21 protein-coding genes are annotated in these 24,727 nt (G+C 68.8%); 10 read left to right on the top strand and 11 right to left on the bottom strand.

Going from position 1 to position 24,727, the window contains the following annotated elements:
- Nucleotides 1-212: 212 nt before the first annotated feature.
- Nucleotides 213-2,384 carry a glycoside hydrolase family 3 protein gene (locus G6045_RS05605; protein WP_165330676.1) on the top strand — a complete coding sequence of 724 codons (2,172 nt, stop codon included), beginning with the start codon at nucleotides 213-215 and terminating at the stop codon, nucleotides 2,382-2,384.
- 139 nt (nucleotides 2,385-2,523) lie between these two features.
- Here the strand turns inward: G6045_RS05605 and G6045_RS05600 are convergent, their stop codons facing one another.
- The 3 genes from G6045_RS05600 to G6045_RS05590 form a co-directional block, all read right to left on the bottom strand.
- Complete coding sequence (locus tag G6045_RS05600; protein WP_165330675.1) at nucleotides 2,524-2,730, bottom strand: hypothetical protein; 207 nt, start codon at nucleotides 2,728-2,730, stop codon at nucleotides 2,524-2,526.
- A 106-nt stretch (nucleotides 2,731-2,836) separates the two neighbouring features.
- The gene (locus G6045_RS05595) at nucleotides 2,837-3,736 is read right to left on the bottom strand and encodes a DUF4394 domain-containing protein (RefSeq protein ID WP_165330674.1); all 900 of its coding nucleotides are present in this window, start codon (nucleotides 3,734-3,736) and stop codon (nucleotides 2,837-2,839) included.
- 168 nt (nucleotides 3,737-3,904) lie between these two features.
- Entirely contained in the window at nucleotides 3,905-5,287 is a 1,383-nt protein-coding gene (locus tag G6045_RS05590) for a glycine--tRNA ligase (RefSeq protein WP_165330673.1), read from the bottom strand.
- A gap of 176 nt (nucleotides 5,288-5,463) precedes the next feature.
- Between G6045_RS05590 and G6045_RS05585 the strand changes: the two genes are divergently transcribed.
- The 4 genes from G6045_RS05585 (at nucleotide 5,464) to G6045_RS05570 (ending at nucleotide 8,696) form a co-directional block, all read left to right on the top strand.
- Nucleotides 5,464-6,492, top strand: a complete 1,029-nt coding sequence (locus G6045_RS05585) for a metal ABC transporter substrate-binding protein (RefSeq protein WP_165330672.1) — start codon at nucleotides 5,464-5,466, stop codon at nucleotides 6,490-6,492.
- A 38-nt stretch (nucleotides 6,493-6,530) separates the two neighbouring features.
- Nucleotides 6,531-7,289: a metal ABC transporter ATP-binding protein gene (locus G6045_RS05580; protein ID WP_165330671.1), complete on the top strand. Its 759-nt coding sequence runs from the start codon at nucleotides 6,531-6,533 to the stop codon at nucleotides 7,287-7,289.
- Nucleotides 7,290-7,291: 2 nt separating this feature from the next.
- Complete coding sequence (locus tag G6045_RS05575; RefSeq protein ID WP_165330708.1) at nucleotides 7,292-8,191, top strand: metal ABC transporter permease; 900 nt, start codon at nucleotides 7,292-7,294, stop codon at nucleotides 8,189-8,191.
- A gap of 64 nt (nucleotides 8,192-8,255) precedes the next feature.
- Nucleotides 8,256-8,696: a Fur family transcriptional regulator gene (locus tag G6045_RS05570; protein WP_165330670.1), complete on the top strand. Its 441-nt coding sequence runs from the start codon at nucleotides 8,256-8,258 to the stop codon at nucleotides 8,694-8,696.
- Between the two features lie 53 nt (nucleotides 8,697-8,749).
- Here G6045_RS05570 and G6045_RS05565 read toward each other — a convergent pair whose 3' ends face one another.
- From G6045_RS05565 to G6045_RS05530, 8 genes are all read right to left on the bottom strand, one after another.
- Entirely contained in the window at nucleotides 8,750-9,268 is a 519-nt protein-coding gene (locus G6045_RS05565) for a YcxB family protein (RefSeq protein WP_165330669.1), read from the bottom strand.
- Between the two features lie 22 nt (nucleotides 9,269-9,290).
- Nucleotides 9,291-10,130 (bottom strand): isoprenyl transferase, encoded by an 840-nt coding sequence (locus G6045_RS05560; protein WP_165330668.1) that lies wholly within the window; start codon nucleotides 10,128-10,130, stop codon nucleotides 9,291-9,293.
- 15 nt (nucleotides 10,131-10,145) lie between these two features.
- The gene (recO, locus tag G6045_RS05555) at nucleotides 10,146-10,895 is read right to left on the bottom strand and encodes a DNA repair protein RecO (RefSeq protein ID WP_165330667.1); all 750 of its coding nucleotides are present in this window, start codon (nucleotides 10,893-10,895) and stop codon (nucleotides 10,146-10,148) included.
- Nucleotides 10,896-10,943: 48 nt separating this feature from the next.
- A complete protein-coding gene (locus G6045_RS05550) occupies nucleotides 10,944-12,011 on the bottom strand; it encodes a hypothetical protein (protein ID WP_165330666.1) in 1,068 nt (355 codons plus the stop codon).
- A 35-nt stretch (nucleotides 12,012-12,046) separates the two neighbouring features.
- Complete coding sequence (locus G6045_RS05545; RefSeq protein WP_165330665.1) at nucleotides 12,047-14,254, bottom strand: hypothetical protein; 2,208 nt, start codon at nucleotides 14,252-14,254, stop codon at nucleotides 12,047-12,049.
- Between the two features lie 70 nt (nucleotides 14,255-14,324).
- The gene (locus G6045_RS05540; protein ID WP_328707660.1) at nucleotides 14,325-14,753 is read right to left on the bottom strand and encodes a hypothetical protein; all 429 of its coding nucleotides are present in this window, start codon (nucleotides 14,751-14,753) and stop codon (nucleotides 14,325-14,327) included.
- Between the two features lie 78 nt (nucleotides 14,754-14,831).
- Complete coding sequence (locus tag G6045_RS05535) at nucleotides 14,832-16,784, bottom strand: beta-galactosidase (RefSeq protein ID WP_328707659.1); 1,953 nt, start codon at nucleotides 16,782-16,784, stop codon at nucleotides 14,832-14,834.
- Between the two features lie 28 nt (nucleotides 16,785-16,812).
- Nucleotides 16,813-17,532 (bottom strand): FadR/GntR family transcriptional regulator, encoded by a 720-nt coding sequence (locus G6045_RS05530; RefSeq protein WP_165330664.1) that lies wholly within the window; start codon nucleotides 17,530-17,532, stop codon nucleotides 16,813-16,815.
- 256 nt (nucleotides 17,533-17,788) lie between these two features.
- Here G6045_RS05530 and G6045_RS05525 point away from each other — a divergent pair, with 256 nt between their 5' ends.
- The 5 genes from G6045_RS05525 to G6045_RS05505 are packed head-to-tail and all read left to right on the top strand — an operon-like array spanning nucleotide 17,789 to nucleotide 24,519.
- Entirely contained in the window at nucleotides 17,789-19,426 is a 1,638-nt protein-coding gene (locus tag G6045_RS05525; protein ID WP_165330663.1) for an ABC transporter substrate-binding protein, read from the top strand.
- A gap of 32 nt (nucleotides 19,427-19,458) precedes the next feature.
- Complete coding sequence (locus tag G6045_RS05520; RefSeq protein WP_165330662.1) at nucleotides 19,459-20,418, top strand: ABC transporter permease; 960 nt, start codon at nucleotides 19,459-19,461, stop codon at nucleotides 20,416-20,418.
- Nucleotides 20,418-22,511: a dipeptide/oligopeptide/nickel ABC transporter permease/ATP-binding protein gene (locus tag G6045_RS05515; protein ID WP_165330661.1), complete on the top strand. Its 2,094-nt coding sequence runs from the start codon at nucleotides 20,418-20,420 to the stop codon at nucleotides 22,509-22,511. Before G6045_RS05520 ends, G6045_RS05515 begins: the two co-directional genes overlap by 1 nt.
- A complete protein-coding gene (locus G6045_RS05510) occupies nucleotides 22,508-23,596 on the top strand; it encodes an ABC transporter ATP-binding protein (protein ID WP_328707658.1) in 1,089 nt (362 codons plus the stop codon). The genes G6045_RS05515 and G6045_RS05510 overlap by 4 nt, the downstream gene beginning before the upstream one ends.
- A complete protein-coding gene (locus tag G6045_RS05505; protein WP_165330660.1) occupies nucleotides 23,593-24,519 on the top strand; it encodes a dihydrodipicolinate synthase family protein in 927 nt (308 codons plus the stop codon). Before G6045_RS05510 ends, G6045_RS05505 begins: the two co-directional genes overlap by 4 nt.
- Nucleotides 24,520-24,727 lie beyond the last annotated feature (208 nt).

The following is a 24,727-nucleotide window of genomic DNA, read 5'->3' as shown; positions in this document are numbered from 1 at the left end:
TTCCGATGCTGAAGGCGGGAACCGCACATCCTCTTGACGCGGCCATGCTCGGACAGTTCAATCACGCCGTGAGATAAGCGAGTTGGGGAGCAAGCCCCCCTTTCCGCACGGGCGGCCCTCGCTCCGCGCCCCACCCTTTGCGCCAAGTCTTCAACTAATGAAGGCCGTACGGCATCAGTGCACGCGTTCCACGTGACGGCAAGGAGCCGCGGATGAGAAGACGCACGTGTACCCGGTCCAGGATCTCTGTGGTGGCGGCGTCGCTCGCCGCCCTGCTCGCACCGCTGGTGCCCGCGTGGGCGGCGACACCGGAGGCCGCACCCGCGCCCGCCTACCTCGACTCGCGGCAGTCCACCGAGCGCAGGGTCGCCGACCTCCTCGGGCGGATGACGCTCGAGGAGAAGATCGGCCAGATGACGCAGGCCGAGCGGGCCGCGGTCGCCGACGACCCGACGCTGGTCAGGACGCAGATGCTCGGCTCGCTGCTCTCGGGCGGCGGCTCCACACCGGCCGAGAACACCCCGGCCGCATGGGTCGAGATGGTCAACGGCTTCCAGGAACAGGCTCTTCAGACCCGCCTCAAGATCCCGCTCCTGTACGGGATCGACGCCGTGCACGGCCACGGCAACGTGCAGGGCGCCACCGTCTTCCCGCACAACGTCGGCCTGGGCGCCACGCGCGACCCGCGCCTGGTGGAGCAGGTCAACCGCGCGACCGCCGAGGAGGTACGGGCCACCGGCATCCCCTGGAACTTCGCCCCGTGCCTGTGCGTCTCGCGCGACGCGCGCTGGGGCCGCAGCTACGAGAGCTTCGGCGAGGACCCGGCGCTGGTCTCACAGATGGCCGTCGCCGTCGAAGGATTGCAGGGCGACGGCGGCAAGGGCCGCGGCTTCGATGACGACGAAGTCCTCGCCACCGCCAAGCACTTCGCCGGCGACGGCGGCACCCGCTTCGACACCGCGACAGCGGAGGCGAACGAGGGCAAGCCCTGGTGGGAGCAGAAGTACACGATCGACCAGGGCATCACCGTCACGAACAAGCGCGACTTCCAGCGGCTGCATCTCGCGCCCTACGGCCCGGCGCTCGACCGGTACGGCGTCGGCAGCGTCATGCCCTCGTTCTCCAGCGTCGACTGGACTGAGGACGGCGTCGGCAACCCGACCAAGATGCACGCCCACCGTGATCTGCTGACCGGCACTCTCAAGGGCCGGATGGACTTCGACGGTTTCGTCATCTCCGACTGGGAGGGCATCCACCAGATACCCGACCCGGCCGATCCGGCGAACACCGGACTGACCGCGTACAAGGTGCGCACCGCCGTGAACGCCGGCATCGACATGTTCATGGAGCCCAACACCTCGCGGCAGTTCCAGGACCTGCTGCTCGCGGAGGCCGCCGCGGGCCGCGTATCCCAGGCACGTATCGACGACGCCGTGGGCCGCATCCTGACCAAGAAGTTCGAGCTCGGCCTGTTCGAGAACCCGTACGCCTCCGCCGATGACCTGGACGAGGTCGGCAGCCGTGAGCACCGCTCCCTCGCCCGCTCGGCCGTCGCCAAGTCCCAGGTGCTGCTGAAGAATTCACGCGGTGCGCTGCCGCTGTCCGGCAAGGACAGCATCTACGTGGCCGGGCGCAATGCCGACGACATCGGCAACCAGGCGGGCGGCTGGACGATCACGTGGCAGGGCGCGTCCGGCGATCTCGTCCCGGGCGACACGATCCTGGACGGCATCCGCCAGGTCGCCCCGCGTGCGGACGTCACCTACAGCGCGGACGGCTCCGCTCCCGCACAGGGCGCGGACGTCGGTGTGGTCGTCGTCGGGGAGACCCCGTACGCCGAAGGCTATGGAGACGTCGGCGGGCCCGAGTGCGGCTGGTGCACACCGGCGCAGCAGGAGGAGAAGTCGCTGACGCTGCAGGCCGGGGACCAGGCGGTCGTGGACAAGGTCTGTGCCGCCGTCGACACCTGTGTCGTCCTGGTGGTCTCCGGGCGTCCGCAGATCGTGGCCGATCCCGGGGGCAGGATCGACGCTTTGGTGGCCTCCTGGCTGCCGGGCAGCGAGGGCGCGGGCGTCGCGGATGTGCTCTTCGGCAGGAAGCCGTTCACCGGGCGGCTTCCGGTGACCTGGCCGGCCACCGCGGCCCAGGAGCCCATCAACGTCGGTGACGCGAACTACCGGCCGCAGTACCCCTTCGGCTGGGGTCTGCGCACCGGGGGTCACGGCGGTGACCGGGACGCCCAGGCCCTCGACCGGGCACAGGCGGCGGTCCTCGCGGGCACGGCGCCCGCAGACTGGGCGGAGCTCATCGCCGGCGCCGAGCACGCCCGTCTCGCCGGCGACGCGTCCAACGCGCGGAACCTGCTCGCGAAGGTCGCGCGCTAGCGTTCCCGTCTGCGGGTGTGAGCGCGCCGGCGTTCCGGCCCGTCCACGGGCGTGCAGCGCGCCGACGTTCCGGCCGTACGGATGCGGGCGGCCAGGTCCTCATCGGGCCTGGCCGCCCACGCCCGTACAGCCGCGGAGCTCAGCTGTCCGAGGGGTCCACCGTCGCCTGATGCTCCTCGGCCAGGTGCTCCTCGGCCTTGAGCCAGGGCAGGAACTGGGCGCTGCGACGCCAGCCGCAGGTGCCGCACACGAGAACGCGCTGCACCCCCGACTTGCTGACCTGGACGGTGTGTTCACGGCCGTGCTGGTCCCAGCGGCTGACCTTGCTGGTGGTCATGGACGGCATCCGTGCCTCCTGGCACATCCGACACTGGTGGCAATGAGCGCCGCCCAGTGTGCAGCATCCACAACATCAACGGGGCCTGCCGCAGGGGATGTTCACCAGTCGTTGCCTACTGGCCCAACGGGAGTGCCAGGTCGACGACCTGCCGGGCGCCCGGCAGACTCCCCAGTGAACTCGCCTTCCCTGTCAGCAGGTTGACGCGGAACACCTTGTTCTGAGTGACGGCATATCCGGTGTTGCCCCCCGAGCCCTGCGCGCTGAGGATGTCGAAGCCCGAGACCGCGGCCGCGTCCACGCCGAGCTTGCCGGTCGGCGCCAGGTTGCCGTTGTTGGTCGGGGACTGGATCGCGATCTGGTCGGCGGCGGTGTCCAGATCGAAGAGGGTCGTCCCGGTCGCCGCGTCCAGGTCGTTGTTGGTGTACGCGGCCGCGGTCACCCCAAGTGCCGTGCCGCCGGGCGGAGTCGGGTTGGTGAGCGTTCCGTCGACGGCCGTGGACCCGGCGGCGGGCGCACCGGCCGGGTCGTCGAGGTTGTGCCGCAGGTTCTGGCCGGTGTCGCTGATGACCCGGAGCCGGTTGGCGGCCGGGTTGAAGTCGACGCCGAAGTTCTCGCCCTGCAGCGCGACGGTGAGCTGGGAGACCTTCTGCGCCTTCGCGCCGATCTCGCGCAGGGTGTAGATCCCGCCGCGGTCGCCGACGCCGTAGAGCTTCTTGTCCTGTACGCGGTAGTCGATACCGATCAGGGCCGTGTCGCCTTCGAGCCCGTCGACCTTTCCGAGCGGGACGGTCTTGCCGGGCTGGTCGGTACGGAAGGTGACCAGGCGCTGGTCGGCCGTGAGCCCGACGGCCCGCGGGCCCGGGACGCCGAGCGCCTGGACCGCGGTCTGCTTGCCGATGGCCGCACCGTCCGACGAGGACGGCGAGCCCCCGACCGCGCCCGCCCCGACCGCTCCGACGGTCCCGAGCGCGAGCCCGATGGTCATGATCCCGATGATGGTCTGCTTGCGCATGTACGCCCCCGTGGCCGAAGTACCTGATGTCACGGACCGCGCCCTGCGGTCCGCATACGGGTGCTTCGGAGCCGTACTCCCAAGGGATTGGCGTCAGTTGGGCCCGCAGACACGAATACCCCCGGCCTCCTCGAAAGGGCGCCGGGGGTATCCGTACGGGCGAAGGGATCAGCAGCCGACCAGACGCTGGGCCAGGTAGCCCTCGATCTGGTCGAGCGAGACGCGCTCCTGCTTCATCGAGTCGCGCTCGCGCACGGTGACCGCGTTGTCGTCGAGGGTGTCGAAGTCGACGGTGACGCAGTACGGCGTGCCGATCTCGTCCTGACGGCGGTAGCGGCGGCCGATGGCGCCGGCGTCGTCGAAGTCGATGTTCCAGTTGGCACGCAGCGCCTGCGCCAGACCCTTGGCCTTCGGCGACAGCTCCGGGTTGCGGGACAGCGGGAGCACCGCGACCTTCACCGGGGCGAGGCGGTGGTCGAAGCGCATGACCGTGCGCTTCTCCATCTTGCCCTTGGCGTTGGGCGCCTCGTCCTCGAAGTACGAGTCGAGCATGAAGGCGAGCATGGTGCGGCCGACACCGGCCGCGGGCTCGATGACGTACGGGGTGTACTTCTCGCCGGCCTCCTGGTCGAAGTAGACCAGGTCCTGGCCGGAGGCCTTGGAGTGCGCCGAGAGGTCGAAGTCGGTGCGGTTGGCGACGCCTTCGAGCTCGCCCCACTCCGAGCCGCCGAACTGGAAGCGGTACTCGATGTCAGCGGTGCGCTTGGAGTAGTGGGAGAGCTTCTCCTGCGGGTGCTCGTACCACCGCATGTTCTCCTCGCGCAGGCCGAGACCGGTGTACCAGTTCCAGCGCTGCTCCATCCAGTACTCCTGCCACTTCTCGTCCTCGCCCGGCTTGACGAAGAACTCCATCTCCATCTGCTCGAACTCGCGGGTGCGGAAGATGAAGTTGCCGGGCGTGATCTCGTTGCGGAAGGACTTGCCCTGCTGCGCGATACCGAACGGCGGCTTCTTGCGCGCGGTCGTCTGCACCTGGGCGAAGTTGGTGAAGATGCCCTGCGCGGTCTCGGGACGCAGGTACGCGACGGAGCCGCTGTCCTGGGTCGGGCCGAGGTGCGTGGAGAGCAGGCCGGAGAACTGCTTGGGCTCGGTGAACTGGCCCTTGGTGCCGCAGTTGGGGCAGTTGATGTCCGCGAGACCGTTCTCCGGGGCGCGGCCCTTCTTCTCCTCGTACGCCTCTTCGAGGTGGTCCGCGCGGTAGCGCTTGTGGCACGAGGTGCACTCGGTGAGCGGGTCGGAGAAGGTGGCGACGTGACCGGAGGCCTCCCAGACCTCGCTCGCCAGGATCACCGAGGAGTCGATACCGACCACGTCCTCGCGGGAGGTGACCATGTAGCGCCACCACTGGCGCTTGATGTTCTCCTTGAGCTCGACGCCCAGGTGCCCGTAGTCCCAGGCGGCCCGCTGACCGCCGTAGATCTCACTGCAGGGGAAAACGAAGCCACGGCGCTTGCTGAGGCTGACGATGGTGTCGATCTTGTCGGCGGCCACGGTGCTCTCTTCAGTACGACGGCGAAGAGCGCGCTGGATACGCGCTCCGGGAGCGAATGCCTCAGGTTACCGGCGGCGACCGGTCCCGGATCAAATCGGTTCGGGGGGGCATTTCCGCATGCAAGGGACCTTCGGCTTGTTGACAATCGTTTCCAGTTTTGTTGAAAATGAGTGTCATGAACGTACGACGCCCCTCCCGTCTGATATCCACCGCCGCGATCGCCGGCGCCACCAGCGCCGCCCTGCTCGCGCTCTCCGCCTGCGGCAGCTCGAACGCGGCCGACGGCAAGAGCAACGGAAAGCTCGACGTGGTGGCGTCGTTCTACCCGATGCAGTACCTCGCCGAGCAGATCGGCGGCGAGCACGTGAACGTGGACACCCTGACCAAGCCGGGCGTCGAGCCGCACGACCTCGAGCTCAGCCCGAAGCAGACCGTCGAGCTCGGCAACGCCGACATGATCCTCTACCTGAAGGATCTGCAGCCCGCCGTCGACAAGGCCATCGGCCAGTCCGGCGTGAAGACCGTCGTCGACGCCGCCACCCTCACCAAGCTGGAGGCGCACGGCTCCTCCGAGGACCACGAGGGCCACGACCACGGCGGCGAAGAGGGCCACGAGGGCGAGGCCGGTCACGAAGGCGAGGAAGGCCACGCGGAAGAGGGCCACTCGCACGAGACCGAGGCCGGCGAGGACCCGCACATCTGGCTCGACCCGGTGAAGTACGCCGAGGTCGCCAACGGTGTCGGCGACGCGCTCGCGAAGGCCGACCCGGACCACGCGGCCGACTACAAGAAGAACACCGAAGAGCTGGTCGGCAAGCTCGACGCCCTGAACAAGGACTTCGCGGACGGTCTGAAGAACACCGGGACCAAGACCTTCATCACCACGCACGCCGCCTTCGGCTACCTCGCCGAGCGCTACGGCCTGGACCAGGAGGCCATCTCCGGTCTGAGCCCCGAGGCCGAGCCCAGCCCGGCGCGGATCAAGGAGCTGCAGGAGACCGCCGAGCACGACAAGGTGTCGACGATCTTCTTCGAGACGCTCGCCAGCGACAAGACGGCGAAGACCCTCGCGAAGGACACCGGTCTGAAGACCGACGTCCTCGACCCGCTCGAGGGAATTACCGACAAGTCCAAGGGCGCTGACTACCTCGAGGTCATGCAGTCCAACCTCACCGCGCTGAAGTCCGCGCTCGGCGCCAAGTAAGTCACGTACCCATGCAAGGACCGGAGGCGCGAGCAGCCATGGATCCCGTCATATCCCTGCGCGAGGCCCAGGCCACGCTCGGCTCGCGCCCCGTGCTGCGCGGGATCGACCTCACCGTGCACCGCGGTGAGGTCGTCGCGCTGCTCGGCGCCAACGGTTCGGGCAAGTCCACGGCCGTACGCTCCGTCATCGGCCAGGTGCCGTTGTCGGGCGGCTCGGTCGAGCTGTTCGGCAAGCCGCTCAAGCGCTTCAAGGACTGGGGCCGGGTCGGCTACGTGCCGCAGCGCACCACCGCCTCCTCGGGCGTGCCGGCCACGGTGCGCGAGGTCGTCGCGTCGGGCCGCCTGTCCCGTTCGAAGTTCCGGCTGCCCTCGAAGGCGGACCGGGCCGCGGTCGACGGGGCCATCGAGCTCGTCGGGCTCGCCGACCGCGCCAAGGACTCGGTGAACGCGCTCTCCGGCGGCCAGCACCAGCGCGTCCTGATCGCCCGGGCGCTCGCCGCCGACCCCGAGCTGCTGATCATGGACGAGCCGATGGCCGGGGTGGACATCGCCAGCCAGGAGATCCTCGCGACGACCCTGCGCGCCCAGGTGGAGCGCGGTGCGACCGTCCTGCTCGTCCTGCATGAACTCGGCCCCCTGGAGCCGCTGATCGACCGCGCGGTGGTGCTGCGCGACGGCTGCTGCGTCCACGACGGGCCGCCCCCGAAGGCCGTCGGCCAGCATGCGCTGCCCGGCCATGACCACGTACATCCGCACTCGGCGAACGAGCCGATCCGCACGGGACTGCTGACCTGATGATGGAACTCCTCCAGAACCCCTTCATGCAGCGCGCGCTGATCGCCGCGGTGCTCGTCGGCATCACCGCGCCCGCGATCGGTATCTACCTGGTGCAGCGCCGTCAGGCCCTGATGGGCGACGGCATCGGCCATGTCGCGATGACCGGCGTCGGTCTCGGCTTCCTGCTCTCCACCAACCCGATCTGGATGGCGACGCTGGTCTCCGTCGTCGGCGCCGTCGTGATGGAGCTCATCCGCTGGTACGGCAAGACGCGCGGCGACATCGCCCTGGCCATGCTGTTCTACGGCGGTATGGCGGGCGGTGTGATGCTGATCAACCTGTCCGACGCGGGCTCCAACGCGAACCTCACGTCGTTCCTCTTCGGCTCGCTCTCCTCCGTGTCGGACGCGGATGTGACGGCGATCGTGCTGCTCGCCGCGTTCGTCGTCCTGGTGACCGTGGGCTTGCGGCGGCAGCTGTTCGCGATCAGCCAGGACGAGGAGTTCGCCCGGGTCACGGGTCTTCCCGTACGCGTCCTGAACCTGCTGATCGCGGTGACCGCGGCGGTGACCGTGACGGTCGCGATGCGCGTCGTGGGGCTGCTCCTGGTGAGCGCCCTGATGGTGGTGCCGGTCGCGGCGGCCCAGCAGATCACCCGCTCGTTCAAGGTGACGTTCGTGCTCGCGGTGGCGATCGGTACGGCCGTGACGCTCTCCGGAACCGTCACGTCCTACTACCAGGACGTACCGCCGGGCGCGACGATCGTTTTGATGGCGATCGGTGTCTTCGTCGTCCTGACGGCGCTCGCGACACCGCTCGCGCGGCGCCGGGCCCGTGCGCTGCAGGCCGCGGAGGAGGCGGAGGCCGCGTGCACGCTGCGGGTGCCCGAGGCTCGTGCCGGCGACGAGGTGAAGGTCTGAAACGAGCCGTGCGTCGGACCCCGTCACCTAAGGCATGCCTTAGGTGACGGCACAACCTGGCACAATGGCCCGGAGCATTCGTGAGGAGGCCCCTGTGACAGCGCCCGTACGCGGCCGGTCGACCCGGCAGCGCGCCGCCGTGGCGGCGGCTTTGGACGAGGTGGACGAGTTCCGCAGCGCCCAGGACCTCCACGACATGCTGAAGCATCGCGGTGAGTCGGTGGGCCTGACCACGGTCTACCGCACGCTGCAGTCCCTCGCCGACGCCGGCGAGGTGGACGTCCTGCGCACCGGCGACGGCGAGTCCGTCTACCGCCGCTGCTCGACCGGCGACCACCATCACCACTTGGTCTGCCGGATCTGCGGCAAGGCGGTCGAGGTCGAGGGCCCCGCGGTCGAGAAGTGGGCCGAGGCCATCGCCTCGGAACACGGCTTCGTGAACGTGGCCCACACGGTGGAGATCTTCGGCACGTGCGCGGAGTGCGCGGCGTCGGCGAAGGGCTGACGCCCGGCGTCAGGTTCGGGTTCGGGTTCGGGTTCGGTTTCGGGTGAGCCCGGTCACACGCGGGTGCTGTGCCGGTCGAGCAGCGCGCGGACCCGGTCCGCGTCATGGGGTGCCGACAGGGCCCGCTTGGGCAGGACCTCCACGCACAGGATGTTGCGGTCGCGGCTGAGCAGCACGAAGTGGTCGCGGGTCTCGCGGTAGCCGCGGAACGTCGTCCAGAACTGGGTCAGCACACAGTGGTCGGACGCCGTCGTGATGCCGTCGGCCGAGACCTTGGTGCGGTATTCGCCCTGCCACTGCACGGCACGGATCACCTGGTGGGCCTGCAGATGCGGAAGGGCCCAGATCAGCGCCGCGCAGAGGAAGGCGAGGCCCGCGGAGACGGCCGAGGACTCGTACGCGACGAGAGTCCCCACCCCCAGGACCGCGAACAGCAGCGCGAAGCCCCACCGTACGAAGACGAGTCCGCGTTTGCGGTCCCGCACCGCGATGCCCGCCACTATGTCCCCGCGCCGTGGCCGATATGCCAACTCCACGGCACCGACTGCCGTGTCCCGCCCCTGATCAGTCATGGGCGGGACCCTAGCGTGCGGCTCAGCCGAGGGGCTTGCCGCTCTCCAGCGACAACAGCACCTCGTTGGGCGTCGCGCCGCCGAACCGCCGGTCGCGGGAGGCGTATTCGACGCAGGCGCGCCACAGGTCGCGGCGGTCGAAGTCGGGCCACAGGACGTCCTGGAAGACCATCTCCGCGTACGCGCTCTGCCAGAGCAGGTAGTTGGACGTGCGCTGCTCGCCGCTCGGGCGCAGGAAGAGGTCCACGTCCGGCATGTCCGGGTAGTAAAGGTACTTCGCGAAGGTCTTCTCGTTGACCTTCGACGGGTCGAGGCGGCCCGAGCGGATGTCCTCGGCCAGCGCCTGCGCCGCGTCCGCGATCTCCGCGCGGCCCCCGTAGTTCATGCAGAAGTAGAGCGTCAGCTTGTCGTTGTCGACCGTCTGCTCCTGGGAGATCTCCAGCTCCCTGGCGACCGACTTCCACAGCTTGGGCATCCGGCCCACCCACCGCACGCGTACGCCCAACTCATCGAGCTGGTCGCGGGTCTTGCGGATGAAGTCGCGGTTGAAGTTCATCAGGAAGCGGACCTCGTCGGGCGAGCGCTTCCAGTTCTCCGTAGAGAAGGCGTACAGGGAGATGCTGCCGACGCCCAGCTCGATCGCGCCCTGGAGCACGTCGAGCACCCGCTCCGCACCGACCTTGTGGCCCTCGGTGCGCGGCAGTCCGCGCTCCTTGGCCCAGCGGCCGTTGCCGTCCATGACGATCGCCACATGGCCGGGGACCAGCTCACCGGGCAGCTTCGGCGGCCGCGCGCCCGACGGATGCGGTTCGGGCGTGACGTACTCGCGACGGTTACGGCCCAGGATCCCGCGTCGTGCCATGTGCTTCTCGCTCCCCTAGCTCTTCTCTACATAACGCAGCGAGCGCAGTCCGCGCTCCATGTGCCAGTGCAGATAGGCCGACACCAGGCCGCTGCCCTCCCTGACATGCCTCGCCTCGCTGGCGTCCGCCGTCTCCCAGTCTCCGGTGAGCAGCGCGCCGAGCAGGGCGATGGCCTCCGCAGACGGTACGACACTTCCCGGTACGCGGCACTCCGCGCAGACGACTCCGCCGGCGCCGACGGAGAAGAACCGGTTGGGTCCCGGCATGCCGCACTTCGCGCAGGTGTCGAAGCTGGGCGCATAGCCGTTGACGGCGAGGGAGCGGAGCAGGAACGCGTCGAGGATCAGGTTCGGCGCGTGCTCACCCGCCGCGAGGGTGCGCAGGCCGCCGACCAGGAGCAGGTACTGCTGGACGGCCGGTTCGCCCTCGTGGTCCGTGAACCGTTCCGCCGTCTCCAGCATCGCGGTGCCCGCGGTGTAGCGGGCGTAGTCCGCGACGATCCCGCTACCGTACGGAGCGATGGTCTCACTCTGTGTGCACAACGGCAGTCCGCGGCCGATGAGTTCGCTGCCGCGCGCGAAGAACTGCACGTCGACGTGCGAGAACGGCTCCAGCCGGGCGCCGAACTTGGACTTGGTGCGGCGCACTCCGCGGGCCACGGCCCGTACGCGTCCGTGCCCGCGGGTGAGGAGCGTGATGATGCGGTCGGCCTCACCCAGCTTCTGGGTGCGCAGCACGACGCCGTCATCACGGAACAGACTCATGACGTCCATTGTCGCTTACGGGGGTGACAGTGCGGGCCGGGACGGCGGTCAGGCTTTCCCGGAGATCACGCGGACGTCGGAGCAGCCGCGCAGTTGCGCTTCACGGTCGGCGAAGGCCTTGAGCACCGATGTGGCGACCTCGGTCGAGTAGCGGGCGGCCGGGAAGGAGTCGGTGTCCCTGTCGTAGAGGCGGTAGAGCACGAAGATCGCCTCCTGTGCGGAACGGGGGCAGTCGGCAGTCGCCCAGACGCGCTCGTTGCCGCCGGAGTCCGGTCCCGCCGACTGGAAGTCCTTGGCGGCAGCACCGTAGTACGCGTACAGGCCGTACCCCGGTTTGTGATCCTTCGTGACCAGGTAGCAGTTGGTCTGCGGTGCGTCGGCGTCGAGCGGGTACTCCATGATCTGCGGCGTGCCACTCTGCGCGGCCCTCGTACCCCGCAAGGCCGCGCAGGATCCCCGGGCCTCGCTCAGCGGCTTGGCCGTGTCCGGCTTGCCGAGTTGAGCCGTGGGCACCTTCGCGAGCGGCTTTCCCGCGTCGACCCGGCATCCGTACTTGTCGGCGGCCTTCCGTGCGGTCTCCGTGGTGACCCGGCCGAGTCCGGTCAGCGCGGTACCGTCCGACGTTCCGTACAGATCCCCGTAGGCGACCAGCGCCTTGCTTTTCTGGTTCACACAGTCGAGGGAGACCATGACCTGCCAGGTGCCGTCCCGCCGCACGACACCGGACCAGCCCTGACCGAGCGGCGCGGCCTGCGCGTCCACGCCGTTGCCAACGGTGTCGTACCAGACCGATGCGCCCGAAGGAGCCCCTGTCGTGCTCCAGCGCAGGGTGACCTGCACCGCGCGCCCCGTTCCGGTGGGGGATGTCTTCACGAAGCACTGCGCCAGGGAACTGCCGTCGTCCGGCTCGGCCTTCAGCCGGGAGGAGCCGATCGCGGCGGCCAGCCCGTCCTGAGCCAGCGTGCCGTCGCAGGCCCGGTCCAGCGAACGGCCGTCGCGCCAAGAGTCGTACGTACCGGTGCTGTAGAGCAGGAAGGCCACGACCCCCAGGGTCACGACCACCGCGAGCGCGCACCACCAAGCGCGTATCCGCCGGGGCGTGGGGTCGGTGTGCATCGTCGTCATTCTCTCGGGTGCGCTTTCTGTCTGCGTCAGCGGTCTGCGCGAAGGGTGTTGAGCGTGTGGTCACGACCCCAGTCGTACTGGTCCTGCCCTGCGTAGAGCAGCGACTTCGTCCAGTCGCTGTCGATGCCGTGCCCACGGCTGTCGCCCCATGCCCTGACCATGTTGTTCACATCACGCATCCCCGCGTCGTAGGTCTTGGCGTTCTCTCTGGTGGCCTCGAGATTCGCCTCGGCGGTGTGTTCCTTGTTGGATTCGTAGATCCACACGTCGAGCATCTTCGAAGTGAGGTCACCCGCAGGGCCTGTGCTGGTCGGGTTGAAGAGCATCGCGGTGCCGAATCCGGTGCTGACGCCCTGGTTGAAGTCCGCGGCCCACTGGGTTTTCTTGAACCGCTCGTCGAAGATGATGTCCGACCGAATGCCGTCATAGGCGCCGATGGCGCGTGAGGACTCGATGATGCGGTTCTCGATCGTCGTCATGCCGGCGTCCTGGGGAATCCGTTCCAGAACGTCATGTGCATACTGCTGTTCGGCCCCATAGAGGCGACCGAAGGCCTCCGGATCATCGGCGATTCCTCGCATGACAGCGGCGAGACGGTCATGCCCCACCGCCATGTGAGCGCCGTCCTTGTCGCTCCAGACGTTGCCCGAACTGTCCAACGGGATGTCGTACTTGGATTCCGAGGCGGCGTAGATCTCGTGTGTGTCGGGCGTGTACGACGTCAGTACATGCGCCAAGGGCTGCGTCAGGTTGGCCGGCAGTTTTTCCGCGTGCTTGTCCACGGCCAGTGTGTTGATGGTCTCCTGCAGGATGCGAGCCTGTGGCTCGGTGTGCTGAGCGACCGCGTGGTAGCTGCCCGGCGCTTCTCCCGTGGTGGCGGCCTCGAGGGCGGCACCGAACCCCGTGCGGACATCGCCGTCCTCGGCCATGACCGGCATGCCGGTCGTGGTGCCGCCCGGCGGGGTGGCGAAATGGTCGATGACGGTGCCCCAGTCCCGCTCGTGCAAGAGGTACTTGAGGTTGTCATTCCGGTCCGGGTCCAGGTAGGCGGTACTGGTTTTCGGATCCTGGGACATGATGCCGAGAACTCCGTCGAGCGGATCGTTGGCGAACCAGCCACGGTCCTTTCCGTCGAAGTCGTCCCGGAGGGCCCAGACGGATTCGAGGTTGCCTTTACGGAAGTGCGACTCCTCCGCCTTGCGGATGTCGTCGGCGGTGTCCTCGAGGAACTGCCCGGAATAGCCGCTCCCTTGCTGCATCAGCGTGACCAGGCTCTGATAACCACGGACCTGCTCGTCCGGGATCGGGCTCAGTCCGTCCACCTTGAACTGTTCGACTCCCGCCTTCCGCATATCGGCCCGGAAGTCCTTGTAGAACCTGGAATCAGGATCCTTGGTCGCCGTGGCGAGGGTCATGGCGAGACCCTTCTGAAGCCCCAGGTAGTCCTGCTTGCGCCCCTTGTCCTCGAAGTGCGCGACCTCACTGAGCCGGTTCGTGAGTTTCAATGTGCCTGATGCGCCAAGGGTGTTGAGGAGCGTCCGTGAGAACGCCGGGTCGTCGGAGTTGTCGCGGAAGGTTCGCTTGAGTTCGGCCATCTCCGCCGTGGAAACCTTCTCGCCCCCGTTGACGCGGGTGGCGATGTCCGCCGCGCGATCGGCCTCGTACTGCTCGATGTCCGACTTCGCCTCACGGTTGAAACCGTTGAAGGTGCCGTCCCGGGCGTCCCCGTCGACGACCACCGCCTCCAGGGCGATCCTCACGCCTTCGTCCGCGTCGCTGATCGCCGTCACCGCCGCCGCGACGGCTTCGTTCCACTCGCCCACCGCCTTACGGACGGAGGCCTGGTAGTCGGGGTCGTGGTGGTAGGCATTGCGGCTGCCCGCGTCGAGCTTCTCGGTGTCGAAGGAGACGTAGCCCTGCTCGGACACCGCCATGCCTGCCTTGACGGCGTCGGCTCGAACCGCTTTCAGTTTGCCGCGCAGTTCGGTGAACTGGCCGTGCGCGTCGCGCAGCAGAGCCGCGATGGCTTTGGCCTCCTTCTCGGCCCCCTGGTACTCGCGGAGGGTGACCTTGAAGCGATCGTTGGCCGCGGTCGCCGCCAGCCCTTGCCAGCTCTGGCCGAGGGATATCTTCGCCACGTCCCGCTCATAGGCGGTCTTGAGTTTCCTGAACTCCCCTGCCATGGCGTCCCACTTGTCCGCAGCGTAGGTCAGCGTGGACAGGTCGGTGGTCATCGCTTCGTGATACGTCGGCACGTCGTCTTCCCCCGTGGAAGTCGTCGGTGGCTGGCTCGGCGTCGCGCTCTCAGAGGTGGTCGAGGTTCGAGGACCGGTGAACCCGCACTCCGATGCCGATGTCGTTGTTCTGGAACAGAAGTGACGTGCTGCGCAGTGCACTCTTGTCCGCGCCGAGCCGGTCCCTCAGCGCCTTGACCTGCCGCTCCCAGGTGGCGTGCGCCTTCTTCAGGGCGGTGGATGTGCCCCAGCCCCGGCCGTCCTTGCCGTCGAACTCCTTCACCGCCGCGTTCGTCTTCTCCTCGGCATCATTGCCGGCCTTCTTGGTGTCCGGTTCGAGATGCAGCTCGATCGCGTTAGCAGCGGCCTTCTTCTCCGCCGGCGTGGACGCCAGATCCGCCGCTCCTCCGCTCCGTGCGGGCGCCAACTCGTTGAGGCGCATCCCATCCGCCCGTGCACCCGCGTCAGTTCCGGACTGTTCCCACTCGTCCCGGGTCACGCCCGCCCCCCTAGATCGCGATCACGACCGGGCCACCCTACGAAGATCCATTCACGAAAGTAAAGGGTTCCGCCGGTCTCATCCGCGCTTCACCGCGATCTCCCCCGCCCCGTAGTCGTACACCACATGCACCCGCGTCCCGTCCGCCGCGATGCGGGTGCGGGCCTGGGTGCCCTGGGGCAGGTCGGGGAGTGCGGGCGTGATGGCCTTCTCCCTGCGGATGCGGTCCATCAGGGCCCTCAGCGTGGCCGGGTCCGGAGTGGTGGCCAGGTACCACGCCGTGCCCTCGCCGTACGCGTGCCGCGTCACCGCCGGGCGGCCGTCCGTGAAGGTCTCGACGGCCTGGGCTCCTTCCAAGATCACGTCCTCCGACCACAACTCGCCCGCGCCCGACGAGAGTTCGATCCGCTCGCCCTCCGCGAGCGGGTCGAACTCGTCGATGTGCAGGCCGAGGACCTCCCGCAACGGGGCCGGGTAGCCGCCGAGGTACACGCGGTCGTGTTCGTCGGTGATGCCGGAGAAGTACGTGACGAGCGCTGTGCCTCCGCTGCGTACGAAGGAGGTGATGCGGTCGGCGGTCTCGGCCGACAGGGAGTACAGGTGCGGGACGAGCAGCAGCTTGTACGGGGAGAAGTCGCCGTCCGCCGGGACCACGTCGCAGGCCACCGAGGCGTCGTACAGCGGCTTGTGGAGGGCGCGGGCGCCGTCCAGGAGGCGGACGTCCGCGCTCGGGTGCGCTTCCTGTTCCAGGGCCCACCAGTTGGGCCAGTCGAAGAGGAGGGCGGCTTCGGCGCGTTCGGGGCGGGAGCCCAACAGGGCGGGGTGCTCGGCCAGTTCGGTGCCCAGCGCGCCGACCTCGCGGAAGATCCGGGTGTCGCGGCCGCCGTGCGGCACCATCGCCGAGTGGAACTTCTCGGCGCCGCCGCGCGAGGCGCGCCACTGGAAGAAGAGGACGGAATCCGCGCCGTGCGCGACCGCCTGCCAGGAGTCCAGGCGCATCCGGCCGGCCTGCTTGCGGCCGTTGCGGCGGCGCCAGTTGACCGCCGAGGGGGCCTGCTCCATGAGCAGCCAGGGGTCGCCGTTCTTCAGGCCGCGCATCACGTCGTAGTTGAAGGCCGTCTCGTGGGCGGCATTCGCGTCGTGCGGGTCCGGATACGAGTCGTACGAGACCACGTCCATCTCGCGGGCCCAGCGGAAGAGGTCGAGGGTGGGTGCGAGGGGCACGAAGTTGGTGGTGACGGGGATGCCAGGGGTGAGGCGGTCGAGGACTTCCTTCTCGGCGAGGTAGCAGGCGAGCAGCTCGTCGCTGGAGAAGCGGCGGTAGTCCAGCTGCTGTGCCGGGTTGCGGAAGGAAGGGGCGGTGCGCGGGGTGTGGATCTCTTCGAAGGCGGAGTAGCGCTGGGACCAGAAGGTCGTGGACCAGGCCTCGTTGAGCGCGTCGACGCTCCCGTAGCGCTCGCGCAGCCACGTACGGAAGGCGGCCGTGGAGACCTCGCAGTGGCAGTGGCGGGAGATGTGGCAGCCGTATTCGTTGCCGATGTGCCACAGGGCGAGGGCCGGATGGTGCGCGTACCGCTTGGCGAGCTGTTCGACCAGGCGGACCGCGTACGTACGGAAGACCGGGCTCGAAGGGCACCAGTGCTGGCGGGAGCCGGGGTAGAGGAGGGTGCCGTCGTCGAGCACCGGCAGGGTCTCCGGGTGCAGACGGGCCAGCCACGGCGGCGGGGACGCGGTCATCGTGGCGAGGCAGACGGCGACGCCGTCCGCGGCCAGCCGGTCGAGATGGCCGTCGAGCCAGTCGAAGTCGTAGTGGCCGGGATCGGGTTCCGCGCGGGCCCAGGAGAAGATTCCCACGGTCGCGAGGTTCACCCCGGCCTCGCGCATCAACTCACTGTCCTCGGCGTGCACTTCGGGGCCCCACTGCTCGGGGTTGTAGTCCCCTCCGTACGCGAGCGAGCCGAGCCTGCCGTGGAAGTGGGATATGCGGTCCGCGTCGCTCACGCGGTTCACATCGGCCGTGCGGTCCGTCACCAGGACTCCAAGTCATCGATGAGCAGCATTACTTGACCCCGAGCGTCGCCTGCCACGCCCGCGCCTCGATCCCGCGGAAGTGGTCCGCCATCGCGCGCTGGGCGTGGGTCACGTCCCGCGCCCGCAGCGCCGTGAGGATCTCGCGGTGGCGGCGGGCCGTGACGGCGGGTGCGGGATCGCGGGCCCAGCCGCGCACGCGCGCGACGCGGTGGAAGACGTTCCAGAAGGCGGCGAGCAGCTGGGGCACCAGCTCGTTGCCGAGGGAGGTGTAGAGCGCTTCGTGGAACTCGCGGTCGATCTCGGGAAAGGCCTCGCCCGCCCGGCCCTTCTCCTCCATCCGCTCGATGATCGCCTCGAGGCTGTCGAGTTCGGCGTCGCTGAGGGTCTCCGCGACGCGGCGGATGAGCCCCTCCTCCAGCACCTCTCTGACCTGGAGGATCTCCCCCAGCGCATGGGTGTCGTCATCGACCTGGGAGAGCGTGCGGAAGGTGAGGCCGTCGACGAGCGGGGTCAGCGAGGCCTGTCCGACATAGGTGCCGTAGCCGTGTCTGATCTCCACGATGTCCAGGGCCTGCAGCGCCTTGAGCGCCTCGCGTACGGAGTTGCGGCTCACGCCGAGCGAATCCATCAGCTCGGACTCGGTCGGCAGCGGCGACCCCGGGCGCAGCCGGCGGTCGAGTATCAACTGCATGATCTCGCGCCGGATCTGGCCCCCGACATGGCGGCGGCCCACAAGGTCCTCGGACATGGCGGACAGGTTAGACCCGTAAGACATCCCACGTCCCACCTCAGGCGACAACTTTCTTTGAAATCCGAGAAATGGCAGGTCAGTTGGCATGCGACGAGCCCGCGAGATGTCTAGACCTCTGGACAATGTCCGAGTCGTCCCGACGATCCGGCCGATCTGTGCGCGGGCTCTTGACCGGCCCGTACGGCGCTCCTATGGTCACGCCAGTCCGATGACGTAGGACGTCCGATCTCCTACCCGTACCGCCGGAGGAACCGTGAGCGACGTGACCCAGGGATCGGCCTTGCAGCGCCGCTCCTTCCTGAAGTACACCGGCGCCCTTGGCCTGGCCGCCTCCATCACCACGACCCTCTCCGCCTGCTCCGGCGGCCCGAAGTCCACCAACGAGACGGGCGGCGGCGGCAAGGGCGGCGACACCACCCTCACCGCGGTCATCGGCTACGGCAACGACGGCAGTTGGGACCCGACGCAGACCGCGTCCGCGTTCGCGATGGCGGGCAACCACCACGTGTACGAGGGTCTGCTCGACACCGACCCGATCACCCGCGAGCCGTACGCGGCGCTCGCCACCGAGGTACCGGCCGATCTGAACGCCACCACCTGGAAGTTCACGCTGCGCGAGGGCGCCAAGTGGCATGACGGCAAGCCGGTCACCGCCGACGACGTGGTGTTCGTCTTCGACCGCATCCTCGACCCGGACACCGCGACCCTGGCCAAGGGCTTCTTCGCGAGCTGGCTGAAAGAGGTCAGGAAGGTCGACGAGAAGAGCGTCGAACTGCACCTCAAGTTCCCCTTCCCGGACGGCGCCGCGCGGCTCACGCTCGCGAAGATCATGCCGAAGCACGTGTTCGGCAAGGCGGGCGCGTGGGACGAGGCGATGAAGGGCACCAAGGTCGTCGGCTCGGGTCCGTACAAGATGACCTCGCACCAGCCGAAGACGAACACCACCTTCGAGGCGTTCGCCGACTACAACGGTCCGCGCAAGGCCGCCTTCAAGAAGATGAACTGGCTGACCATCGTGGACGCCGCCGCCCGCGTCGCCAAGATCTCGGGTGCGAGCGCCGGAGCGCAGATCGCCGACAACATCCCGTACGCCAATATCGACCAGCTCGGCAAGGGCGGGCTCACCGTCGAGGGCGGGGCGGGGATGAACAACCTGTTCCTGATGTTCAACACCAAGCACAAGCCCTTCGACGACGTACGGGTGCGCCAGGCGCTGCACTACGCGATCGACAAGGAGAAGATGGTCGAGGTCGCGCTGCGCGGACACGGCAAGCCGGCCACGTCCTTCCTCAACGAGGACAACCCCTCGCACCGCCCGGCCAAGACGGTCTACGCGTATGACCCGGAGAAGGCCAAGAAGCTCCTCAAGGAAGCGGGCGTCTCGGGCCTCAAGATCGACCTGATGGCGGTCAACGTCAGCTGGCTCGTGGACTGTCTGCCCACCATCAAGGAGGGCTGGGACGCGATCGGTGTCGAGACCACGCTCGAACCGCAGGAGACCACCGCGGTCTTCACCAAGCTGGACCAGAAGCGGGACTTCCAGGTGGTCGCGGCCGCATCCAACCCCAATCAGTTCGGGCTCGACGCCGATCTGATCATGCATTACAACTACGGGCCGCAGAACCTGTGGTCGACCACGTACTCGAAGTGGGCGTCCAGCTCCGAGGCCAAGAACCTCTTCAGGCTGATGGACCGGGCCACCGAGGAAGCGGACCCCGCGAAGAAGAAGCAGATGACGCAGGACTACATCGACATCGTCGCCGAGAACGCGGTCCTGTACCCGGTCGTGCACACCGAGCTGATGACGGCCTGGGATCCCAAGAAGCTGACGGGCGTCGTCGCGCAGCCGTATCCGGGGATCAATCTGCTCAAGGCCAAGTGGGCCAACTGACCAGCTGCTGAAAGAGATGTGAGGAGCAATACGTGGCTGCGATCGCCAGGATTCTGGCCCGCCGCATCACCCTGCTCGTGCCTCTGCTGCTCGGCGTGATCCTGTTCGTCTTCCTGGTGATGCAGTTCTCGGACGCCGATCCGGCCTCCGCGTTCTTCCAGGGCGCGAACCCCACGCAGGAGCAACTGGCGGAGTTCCGCGAGGAGAACGGGCTGCTCGATCCGCTGCCGGTGCGCTACATGGCGTTCGTCGGGGATCTGCTGCAGGGCGACATGGGCACCAGCGCCCTGCGGCAGACACCGGTGCTCGACGAGATCGGCACCGCACTGCCGCTGACCCTGCAACTGACCTTCATGGGTCTGGCGATCGCCATCGTCGTGGGCCTGGTCCTCGGCGTCACCGCCGCGATCTACCGCGACCGCATGCCCGACCAGGCGATCCGCGTGATCTCCCTGGTCGGGGTCGCGGCTCCCGGGTTCTGGCTGGCGCTTTTGATGATCCAGTACCTGGCCAACGGGTTCGGCTGGTTCCCGTCCGGCGGCTATGTGAATCCGGCGGACTCCTTCAGCGGCTGGCTCAGGACCATGGTGCTGCCCGCCTTCTCGCTCTCCCTGCCGATCGCCGCACAGCTCACCCGTATCGTCCGTACGGCCGTGGTCGAGGAGCTCGACAAGGACTACGTCCGTACGGCGATCGGCAGCGGACTGCCCCCGGTCGTCGTGGTCGGGCGCAATGTGCTGCGCAACGCACTGATCAACCCGCTGACCGTGCTGGGCTTGCGCGTCGGGTATCTGCTCGGCGGCGCGGTGGTCACCGAGCAGATCTTCCAGCTGCCCGGCATGGGCACCTTGATGATCGACGCGGTCAAGAACGGTGACCCGGCCGTCGTGCAGGGAGCCGTCCTCACCGCCGCGATCGGATTCCTGGTGATCAACCTCGTGATCGACATCCTCTATCTCCTGGTGAACCCCCGCCTGAGGAGCGCCGCCTGATGCCGACCACTCAGCAAGCGCCGCACGGCGACGTTCCGCACGGTGACTCCCCGCACGGCGACGCCCCACTCGGGGAGAAGAGCCCGCTCGGTCTGTCCCGGCGCAAGAGCCTGGCAACTGCCCTGTCCCGCCCGGGAATCCGGCTGCGCGGCCTCAAGCGGATGCCGCTCAGGTCCCGGATCGCGGTCGGCATCCTGGCCGCCGTCGTCCTGATGGCGGTGTTCGCGCCGCTGCTCGCCCCGCACGACCCGCTCGACCAGGCACCACGGATCGGCGGCGACGGCGCGCCCTCCGGTGAGCACTGGCTCGGCCAGGACCATCTCGGCCGCGACATCCTCAGCCGGCTGATGTACGGCGCGCGCATGTCGCTGCTGATCGGGCTCGGGGCCACCCTGCTCGGTCTGATCGCGGGCGCGGTGATCGGGGCGATCGCGGCGACCTCGCGCAAGGCGGTCGACGAGTTCCTGATGCGCTGCCTCGACGTGGTGATGGCCTTCCCCGGCATCGCGCTCGCGGCCGTGCTCATCGCGGTCTTCGAGGGCGGTGTACCGGTCCTCATCTGCACGATCGCGTTCCTCTACACCCCGCCGATCGCCCGGGTCGTGCGCGCCAATGTGATGGACCAGTACGGCGAGGACTACGTCACCGCCGAACGCGTCATCGGCGCCCGCACCTGGCATATCGTCGCCAAGCACGTGGCCATCAACTGTGCCGCGCCGATCCTGGTGTTCTGCACGGTGCAGGTCGCGGACGCGATGGTCTTCGAGGCCTCCCTGTCCTTCATCGGGGCGGGCGTAAGGCCCCCGGACCCCTCGTGGGGCAACGTCATCGCGGACGGCAAGGCCCTGGTCCTGATCGACGGCTGGTGGGCCACCTGGTTCCCCGGCCTCCTGATGGTGATCACCGTCCTGGCCCTGAACATCCTGTCCGAGGGCGTCTCCGATGCCTGGGCGGCTCCGGTGGCCCGTGACGTACCGGCGAAGAAGGCCCTTGCCGAGGACAAGCTGGAGGCCCCCGAGACCGGCACCGGCGAGGTGCTCGAACTCCCCGGACTCACCGAGGCCGCGGCCCGGCTGCGCGAACGCGCCCGGGCGCTGCCGACCGGTGAACCCGTCCTGTCCGTACGGGACTTGGCGATCGGCTTCGAGCAGCGGCACAGCGGTATCGACATCGTCGACGGCATCAGTTTCGAGGTGCGCCCCGGTGAAGTCCTCGGCCTCGTGGGCGAGTCGGGCTGCGGCAAGTCGCTGACCGCGCTGACCGTGATGGGTCTGGAGCCCAAGGGTGCGCGGATCCGCGGTTCGGTGATGTTCGACGGGCAGGAGCTGATCGGCCTTCCGATGCGCTCACGCCGGCGCCTGCTCGGGCACGACATGGCGATGATCTACCAGGACGCCCTGTCCTCCCTGAACCCCGCCATGACGATCCGCGCCCAGCTCAAGCAGGTCGTACGGCGAGGAGGAGCGCGCACATCCGAGGAACTCCTCGAGCTGGTGGGCCTCGACCCGGAGCGCACCCTGCGCAGCTACCCGCACGAACTCTCCGGTGGCCAGCGCCAGCGCGTCCTGATCGCGATGGCCCTGTCCCGCAACCCGAAGCTGATCGTCGCCGACGAGCCGACCACCGCGCTCGACGTCACCGTGCAGGCGCAGGTCATCCAGCTCCTGCTCCGGCTGCGCGAGGAGCTGGGCTTCGCCCTCATCCTCGTCTCGCACGACCTGGCGCTGGTCGCGGACGTCACGGACCGGGTGGTGGTGATGTACGGCGGGCAGATCGTCGAGTCCGGTGTCACCGCCGATCTCGTCGAGCAGCCCTCGCACCATTACACGCGCGGCCTGCTCGGGTCGGTGCTCTCCCTCGAAGCCTCCGCCGAGCGGCTCACGCAGATCAAGGGTGTGGTGCCCTCGCCCGCCGACTTCCCGGCCGGCTGCCGCTTCGCGGACCGCTGCCCCCTCGCGAGCGAGATCTGCCGTACGACGGCACCCGAACTCACCGGTGCGAGCCGGGCGCACGAAGCCGCCTGCCACCATCCGGCGGTACCGCTCACGGTGCCCGCGCCCCGCAGCAGCGAAGGAAGCGAGGCACTCAAGTGACCAGCTCCACCGACCAGTTGATCCCGACGGCGACATCGTTGATCTCGCTGACCGACGCCCACGTCGTGCACAAGGCGCGCTCCGGCGGTCTGTTCTCGCGCGATCGCGTCTACGCCCTGACCGGCGCCGACCTCGCCATCGCACCCGGCGAGACGGTGGGCGTCGTGGGCGAGTCGGGCTGTGGGAAGTCCACCCTGGCGAAGGTGCTCGTCGGCGTGCAGCGGCCGACCTCGGGCACGGTCGCCTTCCGGGGCAAGGCCCTGTGGACGATGAAGCCGGCCGAGCGCAGGGCCGCGATCGGCACCCACACGGCGATGATCTTCCAGGATCCGTCCACCGCCCTGAACCGCCGCCTCACCATCCGCCAGATCCTGCGCGACCCGCTCGACGTCCACCGCCGCGGCACTCCGGCCCAACGCGAGGAGCGCGTACGGGAGTTGATGGCCCTGGTCGGCCTGCCCAAGGTGCTCGCGGACGGGCTGCCCGGACAGCTCTCCGGCGGCCAGCGCCAACGCGTGGCCATCGCCCGCGCCCTGGCGCTCGAGCCGGACCTGGTGGTCGCGGACGAACCGACCAGCGCGCTCGACGTGTCGGTACGCGCCCAGATCCTCAACCTGCTCCTCGACCTGAAGGAACGCCTGGGCCTGGCCCTGGTGTTCGTCTCGCACGACATCCAGACGGTGCGCAGGATGAGCGACCGCGTGATCACCATGTATCTCGGCCGGATCGTGGAGGAGTCCCCGGCCGAAGAGGTGCTCGACGCCGCCCGCCATCCGTACACCCGCGCCCTGTTCTCGGCCACGCCCGGCCTGCTCGCGCCGATCGACCCGATCCCGCTGGTGGGCCCGGTGCCCTCGGCCACGCGTCCGCCGTCCGGCTGCCCGTTCCGTACGCGCTGCTGGAAGGCCGACGACCAGTGCGCCGCGACGATGCCGGAGGTCACCGAGTCCGCGACCGCCGGGCATCGCTTCCGCTGTCACCACCCCGTGGACGGCTCCCAGTCGACCCACGACCTCGTACACCAGGCCGCCGCCACGGCCGTACTCGACCCGGCCGCCGCCACGGCCGTGAAGGAGACTCGATGACGCTCCCCGCCCCGCTGACCGGTGTCGTACCGCCCGTCTGCACTCCCCTGACACCGGACAACGAGGTGGACACGGCCTCGCTCACCCGTCTCGTGGACCATCTGGTGTCGGCCGGCGTCGACGCCCTGTTCGTGCTCGGCTCGTCCTCCGAAGCCGCGTATCTCCCCGACCGCCACCGCCGTCTCGTCGTCGACACGGTCGTCCGCCATGTCGCGGGCCAACTGCCCGTCCTCGCGGGCGCGATCGACATGACCACCCTGCGCGTGCACGACCATGTGGACGCGGTCACGGCGGCGGGCGCGGACGCGGTCGTGGTGACGGCGCCGTTCTACACCCGTACGCATCCGGCCGAGATCTCCCGCCACTTCCGCGCGGTCGCGGCCCACTCCCCCGTGCCGGTCTTCGCCTACGACCAGCCGGTGTCCGTCCCCCTGAAGCTCGGCACGGACCTGGTGGCCGAGCTGGCCTCGGACGGGGTGATCGCGGGCCTGAAGGATTCCAGCGGCGACGAGGGCGCGTTCCGCGCCTCCCTGATCGCCACGCGGGGGATCCCCGGCTTCAGCGTCCTGACCGGCTCGGAACTGACCGTCGACTCCGCCCTCGCGATGGGCGCGCACGGCGTGGTCCCCGGCCTGGGCAACGTGGACCCCGAGGGCTACGTCCACCTGTACCGGTACGCGAAGGACGGCGACTGGGACCGCGCCCGCGCCGAACAGGAGCGCCTGTGCGCCCTGTTCGGCATGGTCGGCGTCGGCGACGCCGCCCGCATGGGCGGCTCCTCCTCGGCGCTCGGCGCCTTCAAGGCGGCGCTCCACCTGCGCGGCGTCATCGACTGCGCGGCGACAGCGGTCCCGCAGGTGCCGCTGTCGCCTTCGGAGGTGGAGCGGGTGGGCAAGTACCTGGCCGCCGCCGGGCTGCTCTGAATCGTGCACCTCGCATCGCGCATCGCGCATCGTGCGCATGATCCTCAGGGGGCACGTGCCCTGCCCGCACGATCATCCTGAGGGCTTACGGAAGCAGCGGCGTTCTCGTCCACCGTACTGATCCGGGTTCAGTACGGTGGGCGACGTCCCGGGCGTGGACGGCTGTGACAGTTGATACCGCTCAAGCGAGCAACAGCTGACCGCCCGA

Source organism: Streptomyces mesophilus, assembly GCF_011044995.1.
Classification (GTDB): domain Bacteria; phylum Actinomycetota; class Actinomycetes; order Streptomycetales; family Streptomycetaceae; genus Streptomyces; species Streptomyces mesophilus.
The sequence above is the reverse complement of the archived record's forward strand: the minus strand, read 5'-3'. Positions and strand labels throughout refer to the sequence as shown.